General features: G+C 53.7%; 10 protein-coding genes. 7 read left to right on the top strand and 3 right to left on the bottom strand.

The genetic code is table 11. From position 1 onward, the window contains the following. Positions 1-277: 277 nt before the first annotated feature. Positions 278-385, bottom strand: a complete 108-nt coding sequence (locus MNU25_RS18245; RefSeq protein WP_240986370.1) for a LysM peptidoglycan-binding domain-containing protein — start codon at positions 383-385, stop codon at positions 278-280. 10 nt (positions 386-395) lie between these two features. Further along, positions 396-596 (bottom strand): hypothetical protein, encoded by a 201-nt coding sequence (locus MNU25_RS20710; RefSeq protein ID WP_476724350.1) that lies wholly within the window; start codon positions 594-596, stop codon positions 396-398. Between the two features lie 259 nt (positions 597-855). On the opposite strand from MNU25_RS20710, the gene MNU25_RS18235 reads away from it, so the two are divergent. The 6 genes from MNU25_RS18235 to MNU25_RS18210 all read left to right on the top strand — a co-directional run bounded on the left by MNU25_RS18235 (position 856) and on the right by MNU25_RS18210 (position 13,819). Further along, positions 856-1,773: a Fic family protein gene (locus MNU25_RS18235; protein WP_240986369.1), complete on the top strand. Its 918-nt coding sequence runs from the start codon at positions 856-858 to the stop codon at positions 1,771-1,773. Positions 1,774-2,274: 501 nt separating this feature from the next. Continuing rightward, entirely contained in the window at positions 2,275-3,045 is a 771-nt protein-coding gene (locus MNU25_RS18230) for a hypothetical protein (RefSeq protein ID WP_240986368.1), read from the top strand. A gap of 204 nt (positions 3,046-3,249) precedes the next feature. Further along, complete coding sequence (locus MNU25_RS18225; RefSeq protein ID WP_240986367.1) at positions 3,250-9,222, top strand: DUF3320 domain-containing protein; 5,973 nt, start codon at positions 3,250-3,252, stop codon at positions 9,220-9,222. Between the two features lie 30 nt (positions 9,223-9,252). Continuing rightward, complete coding sequence (locus MNU25_RS18220; RefSeq protein WP_240986366.1) at positions 9,253-9,981, top strand: LytR/AlgR family response regulator transcription factor; 729 nt, start codon at positions 9,253-9,255, stop codon at positions 9,979-9,981. Beyond that, entirely contained in the window at positions 9,978-11,960 is a 1,983-nt protein-coding gene (locus tag MNU25_RS18215) for a sensor histidine kinase (protein ID WP_240986365.1), read from the top strand. The genes MNU25_RS18220 and MNU25_RS18215 overlap by 4 nt, the downstream gene beginning before the upstream one ends. Before the next feature lie 704 nt (positions 11,961-12,664). Beyond that, positions 12,665-13,819 carry a polysaccharide biosynthesis C-terminal domain-containing protein gene (locus MNU25_RS18210; RefSeq protein ID WP_240986364.1) on the top strand — a complete coding sequence of 385 codons (1,155 nt, stop codon included), beginning with the start codon at positions 12,665-12,667 and terminating at the stop codon, positions 13,817-13,819. Positions 13,820-14,122: 303 nt separating this feature from the next. Here the strand turns inward: MNU25_RS18210 and MNU25_RS18205 are convergent, their stop codons facing one another. Continuing rightward, positions 14,123-14,365, bottom strand: coding sequence for a hypothetical protein (locus tag MNU25_RS18205; RefSeq protein ID WP_240986363.1), 243 nt, complete (start codon positions 14,363-14,365; stop codon positions 14,123-14,125). A 112-nt stretch (positions 14,366-14,477) separates the two neighbouring features. Here MNU25_RS18205 and MNU25_RS18200 point away from each other — a divergent pair, with 112 nt between their 5' ends. Continuing rightward, entirely contained in the window at positions 14,478-16,970 is a 2,493-nt protein-coding gene (locus MNU25_RS18200) for an ATP-dependent DNA helicase (RefSeq protein ID WP_240986362.1), read from the top strand. Positions 16,971-17,304: the final 334 nt, after the last annotated feature.

The raw sequence follows: 17,304 nt of genomic DNA, 5'->3' as shown, positions 1-17,304 counted from the left end.
TATACCCTTTTTTATGGTGCCACTGATCGAGACATCCCTCGGTGGTTCCTGGAACGCATTTTCAAGAGGGTAAACAAGCATCTGAGCTCCAGATGTGGAGGCACGCCTGTTCGGCCTCTGACTTGTTTTTGCTATTTTGTAACGACCTCTGTTAGTGACTTCCCGCAGTGATATCGTCGATGTCAAAAACGGCCCCTTACCGTCCACAGGACAGCGAGGGGCCGTTTGGCAGCCGGTATTCACTTTTTCGGGATTTTCAGTTTCTGCCCGGCGTAGATTAGATGGTGTCCGAGGACACGCCGTTCAGCGTCTTGATTTCCTTGTACCTCTGGCCGCTGCCGAGTTTTTTGGCGGCGATGCCCCAGAGCGTGTCGCCCTTAGCCACGGTGTGGACCTCATAAGTAGCCGGCGCGGTTTCCGTTTTCTCCCTGGAAAGAATCTCGTTGACCCTGCACGGCGGCGTGATCGTACCCGGCAGCGGTCAGGCGGGATTTGCGTTCTTCGCCGTTGCCCCAGTCGCCGCGGATGACATCCCGCGCCAATTCGTCCACCGTTTTAGATTCGGCGGAAATGCCCGAGCCACCGCTTTTCAGCAAACGCTTGACCTCCGCGCGGAAGGTATCCATCGACTTCCCGTGCTTCGGGAACCAGTGCATCACGTCGGCGTGGTTGCTGGCGATCCCCGGCTTGTGCCCTTCGCTGTGGCAGATGATGTTCTTTTCCGTTAAACCGTACTGCTTGCATAGGGTAGTGGCCGCTGAAACATATCGGAATAATTACAAATATATTTTGGAATAAGAGTCGGTATTATTCCGATGATGTGGTATACTATAAAAAAGATTGGGAGGTGAAGCGATGCAGTACATGACCGTCAAACAGGCGTCGGAGCGGTGGGGAATATCAGACCGCAGGGTTCGCCTACTTTGCGCCGAGGGGCGGATAGAGGGCGTCGTTCAGAAGGGGCGTTCCTACCTCATTCCGGAGGACGCGTTAAAGCCGATTGACGGGCGCAGCCTGCGCGGCAAAGATATTCCGGAACAATACGCCGGGCTTTTCGTGTCGATTGATGAAATAAAGGCGGAGCTTGACCGCCGCCGTCCGCTGACTGCGGGAGAACTGAAGCGCCTGCAGGACGAATTCCTCGTGGAATTCACATACAACTCCAACGCCATCGAGGGCAACATGCTCACGCTGCAGGAGACCGCGCTGGCGCTGGAGGGCGTGACAATCGATAAAAAGCCGCTGAAAGACCATCTGGAAGCGGTGGGGCACCGCGACGCTTTCCTTTATGTGGTTTCTCTCGTCAAGGATAAGGTTCCGATCTCGGAGAGGGTCATCCGCGAAATCCATTCCCTTGTTTTGATGGACAGACCGGAGGATAAGGGCGTGTACCGGAGAATCCCGGTAAAAATTATGGGCGCACACCGCGAACCGCCGCAGCCTTATCTTGTCCCGGTTCAGATGGAGCGGCTGGTTTCGGATTTGTCCCACGACAACCGACACACCATAGAAACGGCGGCGATGTTCCACCTGAATTTTGAGGGAATCCACCCGTTCATCGACGGCAACGGCCGCACCGGGCGGCTGATTCTGAACCTGATGCTGATGCAGGCAGGCTACCCGCCCATCGACGTGAAGTTCGCGGACAGGAGACAATACTACGCCTGTTTTGACAGCTATTACCGGGATAACGACGCGTCCCCGATGGTGAACATGGCGGGAGAGTATGTAAAGGAAAGGCTTTCCCAATATTTGCGCTTGCTGCAGGACTAAAGACGGCCTCGCGGAGAAAAAACCGCGAGGCCGTCTTTATGGCTCGGCGCGGCGGATCGCGTCAATGAAAGGCCGCGGATGTCGCATGAGTATGAGTAACGAAGCCGGTATCAATTATTTGTCTTGGAGGGGTGTTACAATTAAACACAAGGGCTGTGGTGGAGGCGCAGCCTGTCGGACGCACATGATCGAGGGTAGGCACGCAGCAGGGGGGCGCAGGACTGGTGGTAACCACGAATGGCACGAAGGTCCCAAATTTTCCAGGGTTACTGGCAGGAATATTGAGGAGAATGTCGAAAAGCTGAAGAGTCCGGTAGGGGAGAGTTTGGTTCGGAGAAAGAATTTGTTTGCTTCATTGATAACGAGGAAGAAAGATGTCCTCGATCGGCTGCGGCAACGGAGATAGTGAAGGCGCGTTCGCCCGAGGAGTACAGGGAGCAGGGTGAAAGGCTGGGGGTCTTGAGGAAGGAGCTCCCATGGCAGTGTGAAAAGAGGGTACTTATGAGCATTAAAGTGGAAAAGGATATGAGTCTATTTTACGTTTCATCGCCGAAGGAAAAACAAACTATAGCAGATTATTTGAACGAGATCGCGGTTACGTGTCCACTTTTAGGAACAGTGACCATCTCCGATAAGAACTTTGAAATTCTTGAAAAGAAAGCCCTTAAAGCAATTAAATTTGCCCTTGATTTTAGAGAATTAACCAATTTTGCCCATCTCGTGATATTCCTGACTGTCATTCAGTATGCTAAAAATTGGACGCGTACTGAAGGTGGCGGGTTCTGGGCCTACATATCCGAGCAAATCGGTTATAAGTATTCGGAGCCGCTTTATGGAATACTGACCCAATCAGTTAAGAAGGCTTGTGAACACTACAACCGTGCATTCTTTAAAGAAGCAAACGGTGATAACAGCTATTATTCAACTGTGTTGGCACACGCGCTCGCTCCGAGGAAGAGTTTCTTTGCCTTATGTGACTTTTTGCTTCGCTTTTATAAGAACAATTTGGATTGTTTGGTCTATCCAGATGACCCTGCAATCGATCGTATGACGGAGGTACTTCGCGACCGTTGCAAGGGCGCAACGATTGAGCAAGACGATGATATACGGGGAAATGTGAATGGTATCCAAGCGGGGGTACGTGCACTCTTAACGCAGCGCCCAGTCTATATGCGAACCTTTTTAACAGGGCTGCTGCGAAAAATTGACAGGCTCCTTTCCGGGGACGAATTGAGTAAGAAATGCATGGTGTCCGGGAGTTCTCGCCCTTAAGCCCGTCCGTGTTCTCCGATACCGGCTTGGCGACTGACTATCCCGGCCGCCTGGGTGTGCCGGGAGCAACGCCCGGGGGGTCCGTACCGTCTGTTTCACCCGGAGGGAAGGGTGGAGCCTCGGTAAGCCTATTGGCGAGGTTCGGCCACAATTCCTCCGACAGTCGGTATCAATATTCTGGCGTTTGAAAGGGATGAACGCGTTATGCCTGCCGAAGCAAAACTCATGCTCACTTGCACATACAGTTCCGTTGTTAACTACGCAATGCAGCAGAACCATGTGCCGATCATCCGCGAGCTTGTTGTCACTAATAATATGGCTCATGATCTGAGTAACGTTGCCTTTAGGTTTTCTGCTGCGCCGGAGTTTGCCTTTCCGTTTGAAAAAAGGGTAGCTGTTTTGCCGCCTGACCAACCGGTTAATGTGGGGTTAATCGATTTGCAGCTTTCCCCCGCCTACTTGGCCGCCCTGACGGAACGATTGTCAGGAACGCTTCTCATATCCGCGTTCTGCGGCGATGAGGTGCTGCATAGCGAAACGTTGAGCATTGACGTGCTTGCCTTTGACGAGTGGGGCGGGTATCCGTTTATGCCGGAGATGCTGGCGGCCTTTGTCACACCGAATCACCCGCTGATTTCCAGGCTCACTGCGGCAGCGTCCCGAGTACTGAAACGATGGAGCGGAAATTCTGCCTTAGACGGTTATCTAAGTAAGGATCCCAGCCGTGTCAAGCTGCAGGTCGCCGCTATCTATGCGGCCGTGCAGGCTGAGAACATTATCTACTGCGTGCCTCCGGCCAGTTTTGAAAGACAAGGTCAGCGGATTCGGCTCTGCGATACCGTCTTGGCGCAAAAACTGGGAACCTGTCTGGATTTGACTTTGCTTTACGCTTCCTGCCTAGAGGCGATTGGACTGAACCCGTTAATTGTTATTCTCGAGGGCCATGCCTTTGTCGCTGCCTGGCTGGTCGATGACTGCTTTCCCGAAGCGGTTCAAGATGATCCGTCTCTTTTAACGAAAAGACTGGCCGACGGTATCAACCAGATATGCGTGGTCGAGACGACAGCCTGTACGGAGGGTAAGACTATTGGCTATATGGAGGCCCAAAGGCTTGGAGTAGCCCACTTGTCCGGGGATAAAGAATTTGTTTGTCTCATTGACATTAAGCGCACCAGGGCCGGCGGTATCAGGCCTTTGCCCATGAGGGTTTTAACTGCGGAAGGCTGGGAGGTCGAGGCGGGAGAGCGGGGTCAGCGCGCTTTAACCGAAGCTCCGACCGGCCTCCATACCGCCCTTGTTCCGGATGAGATTGTTCAGGCCGGGACCACTCCTCTGACGCGCCAACAGCAGTGGGAACGTAAGTTGCTCGACTTGAGTCTGAGAAACACCTTGCTCAATTTCCGGGTCACCGCCGGCACAATCCGTTTGTTAGCGCTAAACCTGGGAAGGCTGGAGGACTCCTTAGCCCAGGGGAGTGAGTTTCAGATTCTTGAGAAACCCACTGATTGGGACAACACCGCGAGAGACGCACGGGTATTTGAGATTCGGAATCAACTCGACCCGATGCAACAATTGTTGGAATTCGAGTTTCAGCAGAAGCGGCTGAGAACACCGTTAAGCGAGGTGGAGTTGACAAGAAGCGTTACCAACCTTTATCGCTCCGCCAGGACAGCTCTGGAGGAGAACGGCGTCAGTACGCTCTATCTTGCTTTGGGTTTCCTGAAGTGGTATGAGGCGCCGGCCAGCCAACAGGTGCGATACGCTCCGCTTGTGCTTGTGCCGGTCGAGATAGCGCGAAAATCCGCCAAGCGCGGATATGTTGTCAGAAGCCGGGATGAAGAGACTCAGATGAACATAACCCTACTCGAAATGCTGAGACAGGACTTTGAACTGGTGATCGGAGGCCTTGATCCCCTGCCCACGGATGAACACGGGGTCGATTTACGACGCATTCTTACCATTGTTCGTAAGGCCGTTATGCATATGCCGAGGTGGGATGTGAGCGAGGAAGCCTTTTTAGGCATTTTTTCCTTTAGCCAATTCATCATGTGGAACGATATCCGGAACCGGAGTGAGGATTTGGCTAAGAACAAAATTGTGGCCAGCTTGATGTCGGGCAAGTTGGAATGGCTCCCTGAAGGCATCACCGCTGCAGAAGCAGACCTCGATGAAACTTATCCGCCGGGTCATGTCTTCCTGCCGGTCAGCGCCGATGCGTCTCAGCTCTGCGCTATTACGGCGGCCTCTGAGGGGAAGAGTTTTGTTCTGCACGGACCGCCGGGTACAGGCAAATCGCAGACCATCACGAACATCATCGCTAATGCTTTGGCCCAAGGCAAGACCGTCTTGTTTGTGGCGGAAAAGATGGCAGCCCTCTCAGTCGTGCAAAAACGGCTGGAAGCTATCGGCTTGGGCCCGTTCTGTTTGGAAGTGCATTCCAACAAGACGAGAAAAAAGGATGTGCTAGACCAACTTGGGGCGGCTGCAGAGACCGTGAAGAGACGTTCCCCGGAGGAGTATCGGGAAGAGGGGGAGAGGCTGGCGAGACTGAGAACGGAACTCAACGGCTATGTTCAAGCCCTTCATACAAGGTACCCCTTCGATATTACGCTCTACGATGCCATCGCGCGATTCAGTCATGTATCACGAGCGCAAGATGGAGTGAAATTTGATCAGGGAGTCTTTGCCACCCTGTCACACCGGGAGTTGAACGGCTGGATGGACCTGGCCAAGGAACTGGCCGTGGCCGGTGCGGAAACCGGGCATCCGCATAACCACCCCTTGCGTGAAATCTGTTTGACCGCTTATTCCCAGAGTGTGAAGGCATCCGCGCAGCAATTGTTGGAGGAATATGCGGACGTGATCCGGGAGTGTGCCGCACTCGCCGGCGAAATCAGCCGCAGGTTAGACTTCCCTGACTTGCTTACTTCGCCGCTGCAGGTCAAAGCGCTGGCCGAGGTGAGCGGGCTGGTACCCGAATTGGCCGGCGTTCCGGTCTCAATGCTGAAAATGGATGAGGTGGATGGCAAGGTTGCCCGAATTAAAGACGTCCTTCAACACGGCGAACGCTATAGGAACCTTCACCAACAAATATCGGGAATATATCGGGAAAGCGTCTGGGACATCGACGTCCAGGCCATGTCGGCGGAGTGGCAGAAGGCAGGCCTACGTTGGTTTCTGCCGCAAGCTTGGGAGCGGAATCACATTAAGAAGGCGCTGCGTCAGTTGGCCTTGAGTAAAAAAGGAGTTTCCAAAGAGGAAATCCCCGCTCATTTAGAGCTTATCTCAGAGGCTAAGAAGGAAAGGGAAGGAATGGAAAGCCGCCTGCCTGAGGTTTTGCCTTGTCTGGGCGTCTTGTGGCAAGATCTGCAAACAGATTGGCAGCAGGTCGAGCGGAAGGCTCTGGCGGTGGCTGAACTGGAGCGAAATTTAGCGATTTATACAAACAGGGCAGAGGCAGGGCAGATTCGCTGCCGGTTTGCGGATGTTATCTCTGAAGCGGGGCTCGACTTAAAGATGTTCGATCAGTTTCAGGCTGCTTCCCGTCGTCTGTTTTCGCTCCAAGGCGAGGTGAGCCGCCTGCTGGGAATTGAAATGGACGCAATTCGGCACGAGGGCGTGAATTGGCTCGGCCTTCTCGGACAGAAGACGTCTTCCTGGCTGAGTGGACTTGAGGGACTGCGAGCTTGGTGTACCTGGCTCAACGTGCGGCGCAAGGCCTGCGAGGCAGGGCCCGGGCTGACCTCACTCGTGGAGGAATACGAGTCCGGCCGGCTGGCAAACGACGAGGTGGCTGCGGCTTTTGAAAAAGGACTGTACAGAGCCTGCGCAGAATTTATCATTTCCCGCGAACCGGCGCTTAACTCTTTCTCCGGGCAACTGTTTGAAGAGAAAATCCGTCGCTTCAGAGAGACTGACACCGCTTTCGAAGAATTGACCCGCCGTGAGATCTATGCCCGTCTGGCGGCCAGGATACCTGATTTTCTTGTCGAAGCCTCGAAAAATTCGGAACTCGGTATCCTGCGCAGGGCCATCAAGAGCAACGGCAGGGGACTTTCTTTGCGCATGCTGTTTGAGCAGATCCCGGGCCTTTTGCCCCGTTTATGTCCCTGTCTGCTCATGAGTCCTATGTCCGTGGCCCAATATCTCGACCCAAAACACACGCCATTCGATTTGGTGGTGTTTGACGAGGCTTCCCAAATGCCGACCTGTGAGGCGGTAGGTGCTTTGGCGAGAGGGAAAAACGCGGTCATTGTTGGTGATCCTAAGCAACTGCCGCCGACCAGTTTCTTTACTTCCAACCGGATGGTAGATGAGGACATTCTCGCTTCAGGTGACCTTGAGAGTATTCTTGACGATTGTTTGGCGCTGGCCATACCGGAAGCCCATCTCTCATGGCACTACCGCAGTCAGCACGAAAGCCTGATTGCTTTCAGCAACCGGCGCTATTACGAAAATAAGCTGTTTACCTTTCCGTCGCCCCATGATCTTGTTTCCAAGGTCAGCCTGCGCTTGGTCGAGGGCTTTTATGATCGAGGTAAAACGAAACACAATAAGGCGGAAGCAAAGGCTGTCGTGGACGAGATTGTGCGTCGGCTTACAGATCCCGGGGTGTGTGGGCAGAGTATCGGCGTTGTCACCTTTAGTTCGGTCCAGCAGAATCTCATCGAGGACCTGCTGCAGGACGCCTTGAGCGCTGATCCGGCTCTGGAAGGGCACGCCCTCGCTGAGGAACCTATCTTCATCAAAAACCTGGAGAATGTGCAGGGCGATGAACGGGATGTGATCCTCTTTTCCGTCGGCTACGGGCCGGACGAAAAGGGCAGACTGAGTCTGAACTTCGGTCCCTTAAACCGGGATGGCGGCTGGCGCCGTTTGAATGTTGCCGTGTCGAGGGCGCGCTCTGAGATGGTGGTTTACTCCACCATCCGGCCGGAGCAGTTAGATATCAGCCGGACGGGCGCCCAAGGAGTGGCCGACTTAAAGGCGTTTCTTGAGTTTGCGCAGAAGGGAAAGGCGGCTTTAGTCGTGCCGGCTGACGAGTTAGAGGCCGGTCCGAGCGGATCAAAGGCCGCTGCGCTGGGAATCAGCGATCTCATCGCCTCTGAGCTCAGGGAACACGGATACACCGCCAAGCTGGATATCGGAAGTTCCGCTTATCGCCTTGATTTGGCGGTCGTTCACCCGGAAAAGCCGTCAGAGTATCTTTTGGGTATTGTCACAGACGGAAGATCCTACCGCAGTGCCAGGACCGCCCGCGACCGCGAGTTACTGCAGGAAAATGTCTTAAGGCGGTTGGGCTGGAACATTCACAAGGTATGGGCGGTGGACTGGTGGGAAAGCCCGGAGAAAGAGATGAAGAAAATCCTTTCTGTCATCGAGGGACTCCTGGAGAAGGGACATCCGGGTGACTCGGATCACCGGGATGAACTTTCGCCTGCCAAAACGAAACCGTTTTTCTCTTCTGGTCAGAATAGGGGTGAAAGCGACGGTCGGTTTGAGAAACAGCCTGCAAGGGTTGCGATGGAAGAGGAGGGGGCAGGGCACAAGACGGCCGGCTCGGTCTCAACAATTCCGACAGCAAAAGTGGCTGCGCAGATGGCGACCCGAGTCAACCCGTACCAGAGGGATTACGTCATTGCCGTGTTGCCGCGGCACGAGCTATCGGCGACTGAATTCTGTCTGCCGGAAAACGCGAGGGAAATTATGCAAGCCATCGCGGAGGTCATACGGGTTGAGGCTCCCATAAGCAAAAGCCTCCTTTGTAAGAGGGTTCTGCAGTCATTTGGTATTGCCCGGACGGGGGCTCGCTTAGAAAGACAGTTCAGTCATTTGTTCCTCAAGCTTAAGCCGAGCAAAACGAAAAAGGGACAGAACACATTTTTCTGGCGGCAGGAACAGGCCCCGCAAAGCCTGGATTTCTACAGGGTTGCGCAGAACGAAAACGCGCGGCGGAGTGCGGAGGACCTCGCCCCGGAGGAAACTGCCTGCGCTGTCAGATATGTGCTCATGACCGAAATCGGACTTCCGCGGGAGGAACTGATCCGGGAGACCGCTAGGATTCTGGGTTATCACCGCTTGGGCAGAGATGTCGAGCTTGCCATGAAAGCCGGCCTGGAGGCAGCCGTTAAACGGGGCTGGGCGGAAACAGAGGGTGACAGGGTGAATATTCGTTAGGCTCGTTTAACCTTACAGGGAGGCGGTGTTATGCCGATTAAAATTGCCATCTGCGACGACACGGCGGAGGATATCGTCCGGTTGTCAGGCGATCTCTCTACATACGACCCTTCCTTTGAGATTGTCACCTATACCAACGGGGAGACGCTGATCGAGGAATTTCTGGATTCCGGCTCCTCCGCCGATATCCTTTTTCTGGACATCTATATGCCCGGAATCGACGGTATAAAGACAGCGCAGAGTTTACGCGGCAAGAGAAAGGATCTCAAAATCATTTTCGTTTCGTCGAGCCAGGAGCACTATCCACAGGCCTACGAGGTATTCGCCTTTAATTATCTCCTGAAACCATTCGACAGAAAACGCTTGTACAGCGTGCTGGAGCGCGCCATCGACGAGATCAAGAGAGAACACAGCCATAAAATCAGCTTCAGCTACAAATCGGCCCTGTACAGTGTGGATTGCCGCGATATCCTGTATCTAGAAAGCCGGGACAAACTCCTACTGTTCCACTTGGCCGACGGAAGTACTTCGCGCTGCTACGGGAAACTGGACGAGATTGCCCAAGAGCTGCCGATGCACTCCTTCATCCGCTGCCACCAGAGCTTTATCGTCAATACTTCTTACGTTACGGAAATGGCGGAAAATCACTTCCGCCTCGGACAGGTTGTGATCGGCATTTCCAAAAAGTATTTGAAGCCCGCCAAAGATCAATATTACGCCTACTTATTTTCGCATATGGGCAGAGCATCATTGGGATGATTGAAGCAAAGCATACGAAAGCGCACCTGATTGCGGGGCTGATCTTCGTGATCCTGGCGAGCCACCTGCCGGTCATGTACACCCTGTTTTATCATAACCTGACCGGCGCCCCGACCGCGGCAGGCGGATGCATTAATCTAACGGGGCTTTCTCCCGCCCGGAAAATCGTTCTGGACGGGAAGTGGGAATTCTATTGGAACCGCCTGATTGCCGGCGAACCAGAGCAGGCGGACAAGCCGGATTTTCTCATCAGGGTGCCGGATTATTGGTCGAAGTACAAAATCAATGGCAAGTGGCTGCCCGCGAGCGGGTTCGCAAGCTATCGCCTCACGCTCCAAGGGTTTGACTATCCCCGTCCCGTCACGGTTTACCTACCGGATTTCGGCAGCGCCTACCGTGTATTCATCGATGGCGTGCCGGCCGCGGAAAGCGGCATCTTATCGAAGGACACCCAAAAGATATTTACGGTTCCCAAGGCGAAACTCTACCCTGTGACGCTGTCTGCGGGAGAAACGCACGAGGTGGTCATCGAGGCGGCGAGCACGCGGTTTTCCGGACTGTACATGGCCCCTGTTCTAGAGGATTATGGCCGTGCCCTCCAGGAAGAAAGCGCCCGGGATAATATCCGGTTTATTCTCTTCGGAACCGTGCTGTTTTCCTTTTTCGTCCTAAGCATCATCTACAAGCTTTCCTTCCGCAAAGGGATACGCTCCGCCTGGCTGCCGGCGATGATCTTCTTCGTGCTTTTGCGTCTGATGCTGACCACCGAGTTCTACAGCTTCTGGCAGAAAACCGTATTTTTCAATCTCTCCTATGAAGCCACCAACGCTCTGATGTTTTTTGCCACCTTCGCGCTCAAATTCTTGCTGATTTTTCTGCTCCAGGAGCAATTCGGGGTCGCTTTTTCCCGCAAGGAAAAAGGGTTCTTTTTCCTTTACTATACCGCGCTCTACCTCCTATATCTGTTCATTCCGCACGGGGTCTACAACCGGTATCTGACGATAGCGCTGCCTGCTTCCACCTTTGCTTTGGAGTTCTACTCCTTTTTTAAGATCTACTTCGGCCGGCAGCAACTGAAAAAGCACGGCCTGCTGATTTACTGGGGCGTTGTCCTGGCTATCTCCGGGCTGATCATGGACAGCTATTATATCAACGGCAACATTTACCCCAATATGTCGCTGGCACTGTTCGTTTTGCTTTCGGCCTACCTGATGATCCTCAGCCTGGCTTACGCCTTGCGTACTGCGGATGTGTACAACGATTTGGCCTTATCTTCTTCCCGTCTGGCGCTGGCCAAGAGCCAAATTGACATGCAGAAGGAATATTATGACACCTTAAGCGGGCAGATGAACGAGATTCGCGCGATCCGGCACGACCTGCGCCATTTTGTCGGCGTGATCAGGGGGTTGGCAGAGGAAGGACGCTATGCCGACCTGGAACGGTTTGTGAGCGAATACGCGGAAAAGAGCGAAACCGATCCGCTGCCGTTCTTTTGCGAAAATGTCGTGGCCAATTCCATTTTGGGGTACTACTCCTTGAAGGCCAAGGAAGTTGGCCTTCCGTTTCGTTGCGCCTGCAGCATCCCAAGCCGACTAGCCATGAGCGACAGCGATCTTTGTGTCGTTTTGAGTAATGCTTTGGAAAACGCGATCGAGGCGTGCGGGAATCTGGACAATCCGGATGAGCGGTTCCTAGCGGCGGAGGCGCGAACCGTCAACGGTCAGTTGCTTTTAAAAATCGAGAATGCCTATAACGGCCGCCTGAACCTCCAAGACGGGGACTATCGCTCAACCAAGAGCGGAGAATTTCACGGAATAGGCCTGCAGAATATCAAAAAGGTCGTGGATGCCTGCGGGGGATTCGTCAAAACTCAACACAACGGGAAAGTTTTCACCCTGATGGCCGCCTTTCCCAATCCCTGCGCTGCGGAGGACAGCCACGGCGGCAATCCGCCGGATGCAGCCATTCACTCATCATAATTCTACGATTCTTTACCTTGCAACATGCTTTGCAGGGTATTTTTATACCAATTTCGGCGAAAAAGGGGGTCAATTTCGCCATGTCCATGCCGCGGGCTATTTTCTAAGTTATACTGAAATAGGGTGATCGGGATGCTTTACCGGCTTTATCCGCAAACAAACCAGACTCGGATGTTCAGGGAGAAAAACAGCCGAAGCAAAATCCCCTATTGTACCGTTAATAAAATGAGGGAGCTGTATCCCGGCGGAGACTTTGTCATTATCGGAGAAATCGGGAACTTTAAGGAGGTGTTTGGCGGTCAGGATGTACTTATGATAAGTGCAGGCAAAGCGATCCCCATATTTCCCAGGGGGAGCCTGATGAAACCTTTGGAGTGGATCGCGGGGTATGTCGCGGTGGGGGAAAACACCTATGTCGCTGCGGTAAGGAGTATAATCCCCACTTTCCTCCGCCGCCGAAAGCGAAGGTCGGTGAAGCTTTAAACGACATTCCTAAGGTTGTAGACGAAAGCGAGAGATGGGAAATGTTCAGCTTGGCCGAGTGGGATTACCGTGGCGGTCAGTAGCCGTCACTCTGGGGCGGGGGCAGACCTTTGCCTGGCTCACCGGTCAGCCGCTTGTTTCCCCGGGCCGAAGTGGCACGGCGTTGTGGGAGCTATTGCCGGTCTAGACCGAGCAGAAAGGTTCTTGTGCGGAGAAAGGGGATGGTTGCCATCAAGAGGGTACTGGTGACTGGCGCAGCCGGTTTTATTGGCAGAAACCTGGCAGGCGCTCTGGCTGCCCTGGACGATGTGGAGATTCTCAGGTTCGACGGGGAGAATACGGGGGCAGAACTGCAGGAGATGGCTAAGGCCGCTGATTTCATCTTTCATCTGGCCGGGGTCGACTGTTCGCAGGATGTCGAGGAGTATGACGCGGGGAACCGGCGGCTGACGGAAGAACTTGTGGCTTATCTTCGGGAGGCGGGTCGGAAAACTCCGTTCCTTCTTTCCTCTTCCACAGAGGCGGAACTGGACCATCCTTACGGGCGAAGCAAGCGGGGTGCGGAGGCGGCGGTGCTCGGATATGGCGGAGATACGGGTGCTTCTGTCTTTATCTACCGGCTGCCCAGCGTGTTTGGCAAATGGTGCCTGCCCAACGACAAGCGTCCTGTTGCCACTTTCTGCCATAATATCGCTAACGATCTCCCCATCACGATCAGAGACCCGGGGGCCACTTTGAACCTTGTTCATGTCGATGATGTTGTCGACGAATTTATGGGGCAACTGGAGGGAAGGTTCGGGCCGGAGCTGCCGGTGGCCGAGTTGATATCGCAAAAACGCTGGACGCCCTATTCGGTTTACCCGGTTTACCCGCTGAAGCTGGGGCAAGTCGCGGATCTCCTCTATTATTTCAAGGCGGGACGCCAAACTCTCGCTATCCCGAATGTGGGGGATGAGTTTACCCGGAAGCTTTACTGCACTTATCTGAGTCATCTGCCGGAAAACAGGTTCACTTACCCTTTGCAAGTAAAGGCCGGTGCGGGCGGCTTTTTCGCTGAGTTTATCAAGACGCCCGAGCGGGGGCAGGTGTCCGTGCACGTTCTCAAACCGGGCACCACCACGGGCAACCATTGGCACCAGAGCCGCTGCGAGAAGCTCCTGCTCGTGAGCGGCCGGGGAGTCGTGCGTCTGCGCAAGGTCCACGGTGATGAGGTACTGGCCTGCTTCGTCAGTGGGGACAATCCGGAAGTTGTGGACATTCCCTCGGGCTTCGCGCATCATATCCAAAATCTCGGCAATACAGAGCTGGTGATTGTCCTCTGGGCCAACAAGCCGTTTGATCCGGGCAAGCCGGGCACGAGTTTTCTCGAGGTGTGACCCACAAAGCCTGGCGACTCATTCTCATGCTGTTTTGAACTCGTTATGGTTAGGTGACTAAATAAGGACGCCCCTAGATCATCCATACCCGGCATAGCAACAAATGATCTGAAGGCGCTGGCCTCTGCACAAATTGTAGGTGAGTAATATTGGCTTCATCTTTGGTGGCAATGCAAAAATCGCTGTAGTCGCTTTCATTGCGGATAACGCTTGCGTCATTTATGATTTCGGACATGGATATGTCGAATATAGTCCTCGAAAGCCGATTTTAGACGGTATTTTGCAAGGTCTACCCTCTCCTGACTAGGCACTGATCCGTACCCCTTCTTTGTCCACATTTCGGAAGAAGGCGTTGGCCGCTTTATATTTATCGAATTCCGCCATATTTTCGACGATTGGCGAAATGACAACATCATATTGAATCTCCGCCCTTATCTTGCGTACTAAGCCCATAATGTCTTCTTCGCTATTAATCCCTGCCTTCTCAAATTCACCGCTCATTTCCTTTTGCAAGGTGCGCATAGCATAGAGGTTTGCGTTCATCACAATGGCATAACAATTTTTCAGACAACAGCCGTTTGCAGGACTTTGGGGGAATTTGTGGAATGTTAGACCCCATTAGGAAAATCGCCAAGGAATTCTTAGGAAAGGGGTAACCATGAAGATTTCGGTTCGCAGACTGGTCGAATTTGTCCTGCAGCAGGGGGATCTGCAGATGGGGTCGGCCGGGGCGTCGCGCACGCTGGAGGGGATAAAGGCCCATCAATATCTGCAAAAAGCGGGTGTGGAGAGAACGGAGAGACGAAACGCGGCCGCTTCTGAGGGAACAAATCTTGAGGCCAACGCTGCGGACGGAGGTACGGTGCCTCAGTATTTGCCGGAGGTGACGCTGACTTATCTCTATGAAGAGGGCGACCTGCGCCTGGAGATCAAGGGGCGGGCCGACGGGGTCATGCGGGATGCATCGGGTGTCTGTATCGAAGAAATCAAGTCCACGACTTTTGAACTGGACCTGATTGATGAGGAATACAGCGCTTTGCACTGGAGTCAAGCTCAGTGTTATGGCTTTATGTACGCTGTTCAGGAGGGCCTTGAGGAAATCGGGGTGCAGTTAACCTATTTTCAACTCGATACCACCCAGACTAAACGGCTGAGAAAACACTTCAGCTTCAACGAACTGTCGGATTTTTTCTTTTCCCTGATCCGGGACTATCTGGCCTGGGCCGTTCGTTTGCAGGACTGGAAAAAAGAGCGGGACGCGAGCATCCACCGGCTCAAATTTCCTTTTGGCTCCTACCGTCCTGGCCAGAGGGATTTGGTCGTTGCGGCCTACAAGACGATTCAAGAAGGGAAAAAGCTGTTTGTCCAAGCCCCGACCGGTATCGGAAAGACGATGGGAGTCCTCTTTCCGGCCTTGAAGAGTTTGGCGGACGGGTTGAGCCAAACGATTTTTTACTTAACGGCCAAGACCATCACGCGGACCGTGGCCGAAAAAACCTTGGGGGACTTACGAAACGAGGGACTTTCGCTGAAAGCGCTCACGCTGACTGCGAAGGATAAAATATGTTTTCTGCCTGAAAGAGTCTGCGATCCCAACATCTGCCTCTTCGCACGCGGGTACTATGATAGGCTGCGTCCGGCGATGGAGGACGTGTTTACGGAAAGGGCCTGGACCCGCCCGGTTATTGAAGCGTATGCCCGGAAGCAGGCGCTTTGCCCTTTTGAGTTTTCGCTGGAGTTAGCGAATTGGGCCGATGTGGTCATATGTGATTATAATTATGCCTTTGACCCGCGGGTCTACTTACGGCGTTTTTTCCTGGAAGGGGGGGAGTACCTCTTTTTGGTTGATGAGGCGCATAACCTGGCGGACCGGGCGCGGGAAATGTTTTCGGCAGATCTCACAAATGAGCCTTGGCGGACATTAAAGCGGGTTGTGCAAGACTTCCCGGGGCTCTCGAAGAGTATGACCAGGGTGAATACCGCGTTTGTCAAGGAGAAAAAACGGATCGAGGCTCTGCCGGAAGAAAACATTGCACAGCAACAGGAGTCAAGGAGCCTCTCGGGCAGCCTGACAGGCAGCCCGAGGGGCCGAACCCGGGGTACCGGTCATGAGGATTATGCCGAGAAGAGCCTTCCCAACGCGCTGCTTCAGGCCCTGCGGAAGTTCGTCCGGGAAGCGGAAATCTTTCTCAGGAAGAACGCAGAACCCGTGCCGTGGCAGGATGAATTTCTCGAGTTGTACTTTCAGGCGTTGAATTTTCTCCGGACTTCTGAGGGCTATGATGAGCATTATGTGACTTACTGGGAGTCTGAGCCGCCGGATCTCAGAGTGAAACTCTTTTGCCTGGATCCGTCCCTGCCATTAAAAGAGGCCTGGGGACGGGCGAGGGCGGCGCTGCTATTTTCGGCAACCTTGAGCCCCTTGGAATATTTCATGCAAATCTTGGGCGGGGAGTCGGATTCCTATAAACTGAGGTTAGGCTCGCCGTTTCCGGCGGAAAACCTGAGTTTACTCATTGAAAATCGCATCTCCACGAAGTACCGACAGCGCTCGGCAACCTATCCTATGGTAGCGGAAGCCATCGCTTCGACGGTAGCCGGGAAGAAGGGAAATTACCTCGTCTTTTTTCCGTCTTATGAGTACCTTGAGGCGGTTTACCGTGAGTTCACAGGTTTGAACGTAGGGCCGAGGGTGGTTTGCCAGGTTCCGGGCATGGCGGAAGCCGAGCGGGAAGGCTTCTTAGCGCTCTTCACGCCGGAGCGGGAGGAAACCTTGGTCGGATTTGCCTTGATGGGGGGCATCTTCGCCGAGGGCATCGATCTCAGCGGGGACAGGCTTTCCGGGGCCGTCATCGTGGGAGTGGGTCTGCCCCAAATCGGTCTGGAACGTGAACTCATCCGTTTGTATTACCAGGAACGCTGCCGGCAGGGCTTTGAATTTGCTTATATGTATCCGGGCTTTAATAAGGTGCTGCAGGCCGTCGGGCGGGTGATTCGAACGGAAACGGATAAGGGGGTGGTGCTCCTGATCGACGAACGCTTTGGCCGCCATGATTACAAGAAGATCTTCCCGCGCGAATGGGGAAATGCCCGTTATGTGGGAAAGACAGAGGGAGTCGGGGGGGTGCTGAAGGAGTTTTGGGAGGGATGAGACGAGTCATAGCCTTGGTAAATGATAAGTATAGTTACCTTTTGGTAATTTAATGGGTCGCAAAGGTGAACTATGATTGGCAGGAAGGATTTTCCCTGCGGACGACGAATAGTACGTTCAGTAGGCATAAAGTCGGTAAGCCATCTAAACCACTACCAAATAAATACGCAGGGTTCGATTCGGTAACGGGGGCCCGAGTGGTCCCGTGGAAATCTTGCCCCCCCAAAAGCTTAGCCGCAGGTTCCGGCTTTAGCCATAGGAAGGTTCAACAAAACCTTGCAACAGATAGGTGCGCAACGAGCGGCTTGCTTTAGTTTCCCCTTCTATGTCCCTG

The organism is Acididesulfobacillus acetoxydans (assembly GCF_902729405.1).
GTDB lineage: Bacteria > Bacillota > Desulfitobacteriia > Desulfitobacteriales > Desulfitobacteriaceae > Acididesulfobacillus > Acididesulfobacillus acetoxydans.
This window is presented reverse-complemented; position numbering and strand designations above follow the sequence as displayed.

Excerpts from the sequence above, each read along its gene's own strand:
- MNU25_RS18235 (WP_240986369.1), top strand. The coding sequence starts at position 856 with ATGCAGTACATGACCGTCAAACAGGCGTCGGAGCGGTGGGGAATATCA.
- MNU25_RS18230 (WP_240986368.1), top strand. The coding sequence starts at position 2,275 with ATGAGCATTAAAGTGGAAAAGGATATGAGTCTATTTTACGTTTCATCG.
- MNU25_RS18225 (WP_240986367.1), top strand. The coding sequence starts at position 3,250 with ATGCCTGCCGAAGCAAAACTCATGCTCACTTGCACATACAGTTCCGTT.
- MNU25_RS18220 (WP_240986366.1), top strand. The coding sequence starts at position 9,253 with ATGCCGATTAAAATTGCCATCTGCGACGACACGGCGGAGGATATCGTC.
- MNU25_RS18215 (WP_240986365.1), top strand. The coding sequence starts at position 9,978 with ATGATTGAAGCAAAGCATACGAAAGCGCACCTGATTGCGGGGCTGATC.
- MNU25_RS18210 (WP_240986364.1), top strand. The coding sequence starts at position 12,665 with ATGGTTGCCATCAAGAGGGTACTGGTGACTGGCGCAGCCGGTTTTATT.
- MNU25_RS18200 (WP_240986362.1), top strand. The coding sequence starts at position 14,478 with ATGAAGATTTCGGTTCGCAGACTGGTCGAATTTGTCCTGCAGCAGGGG.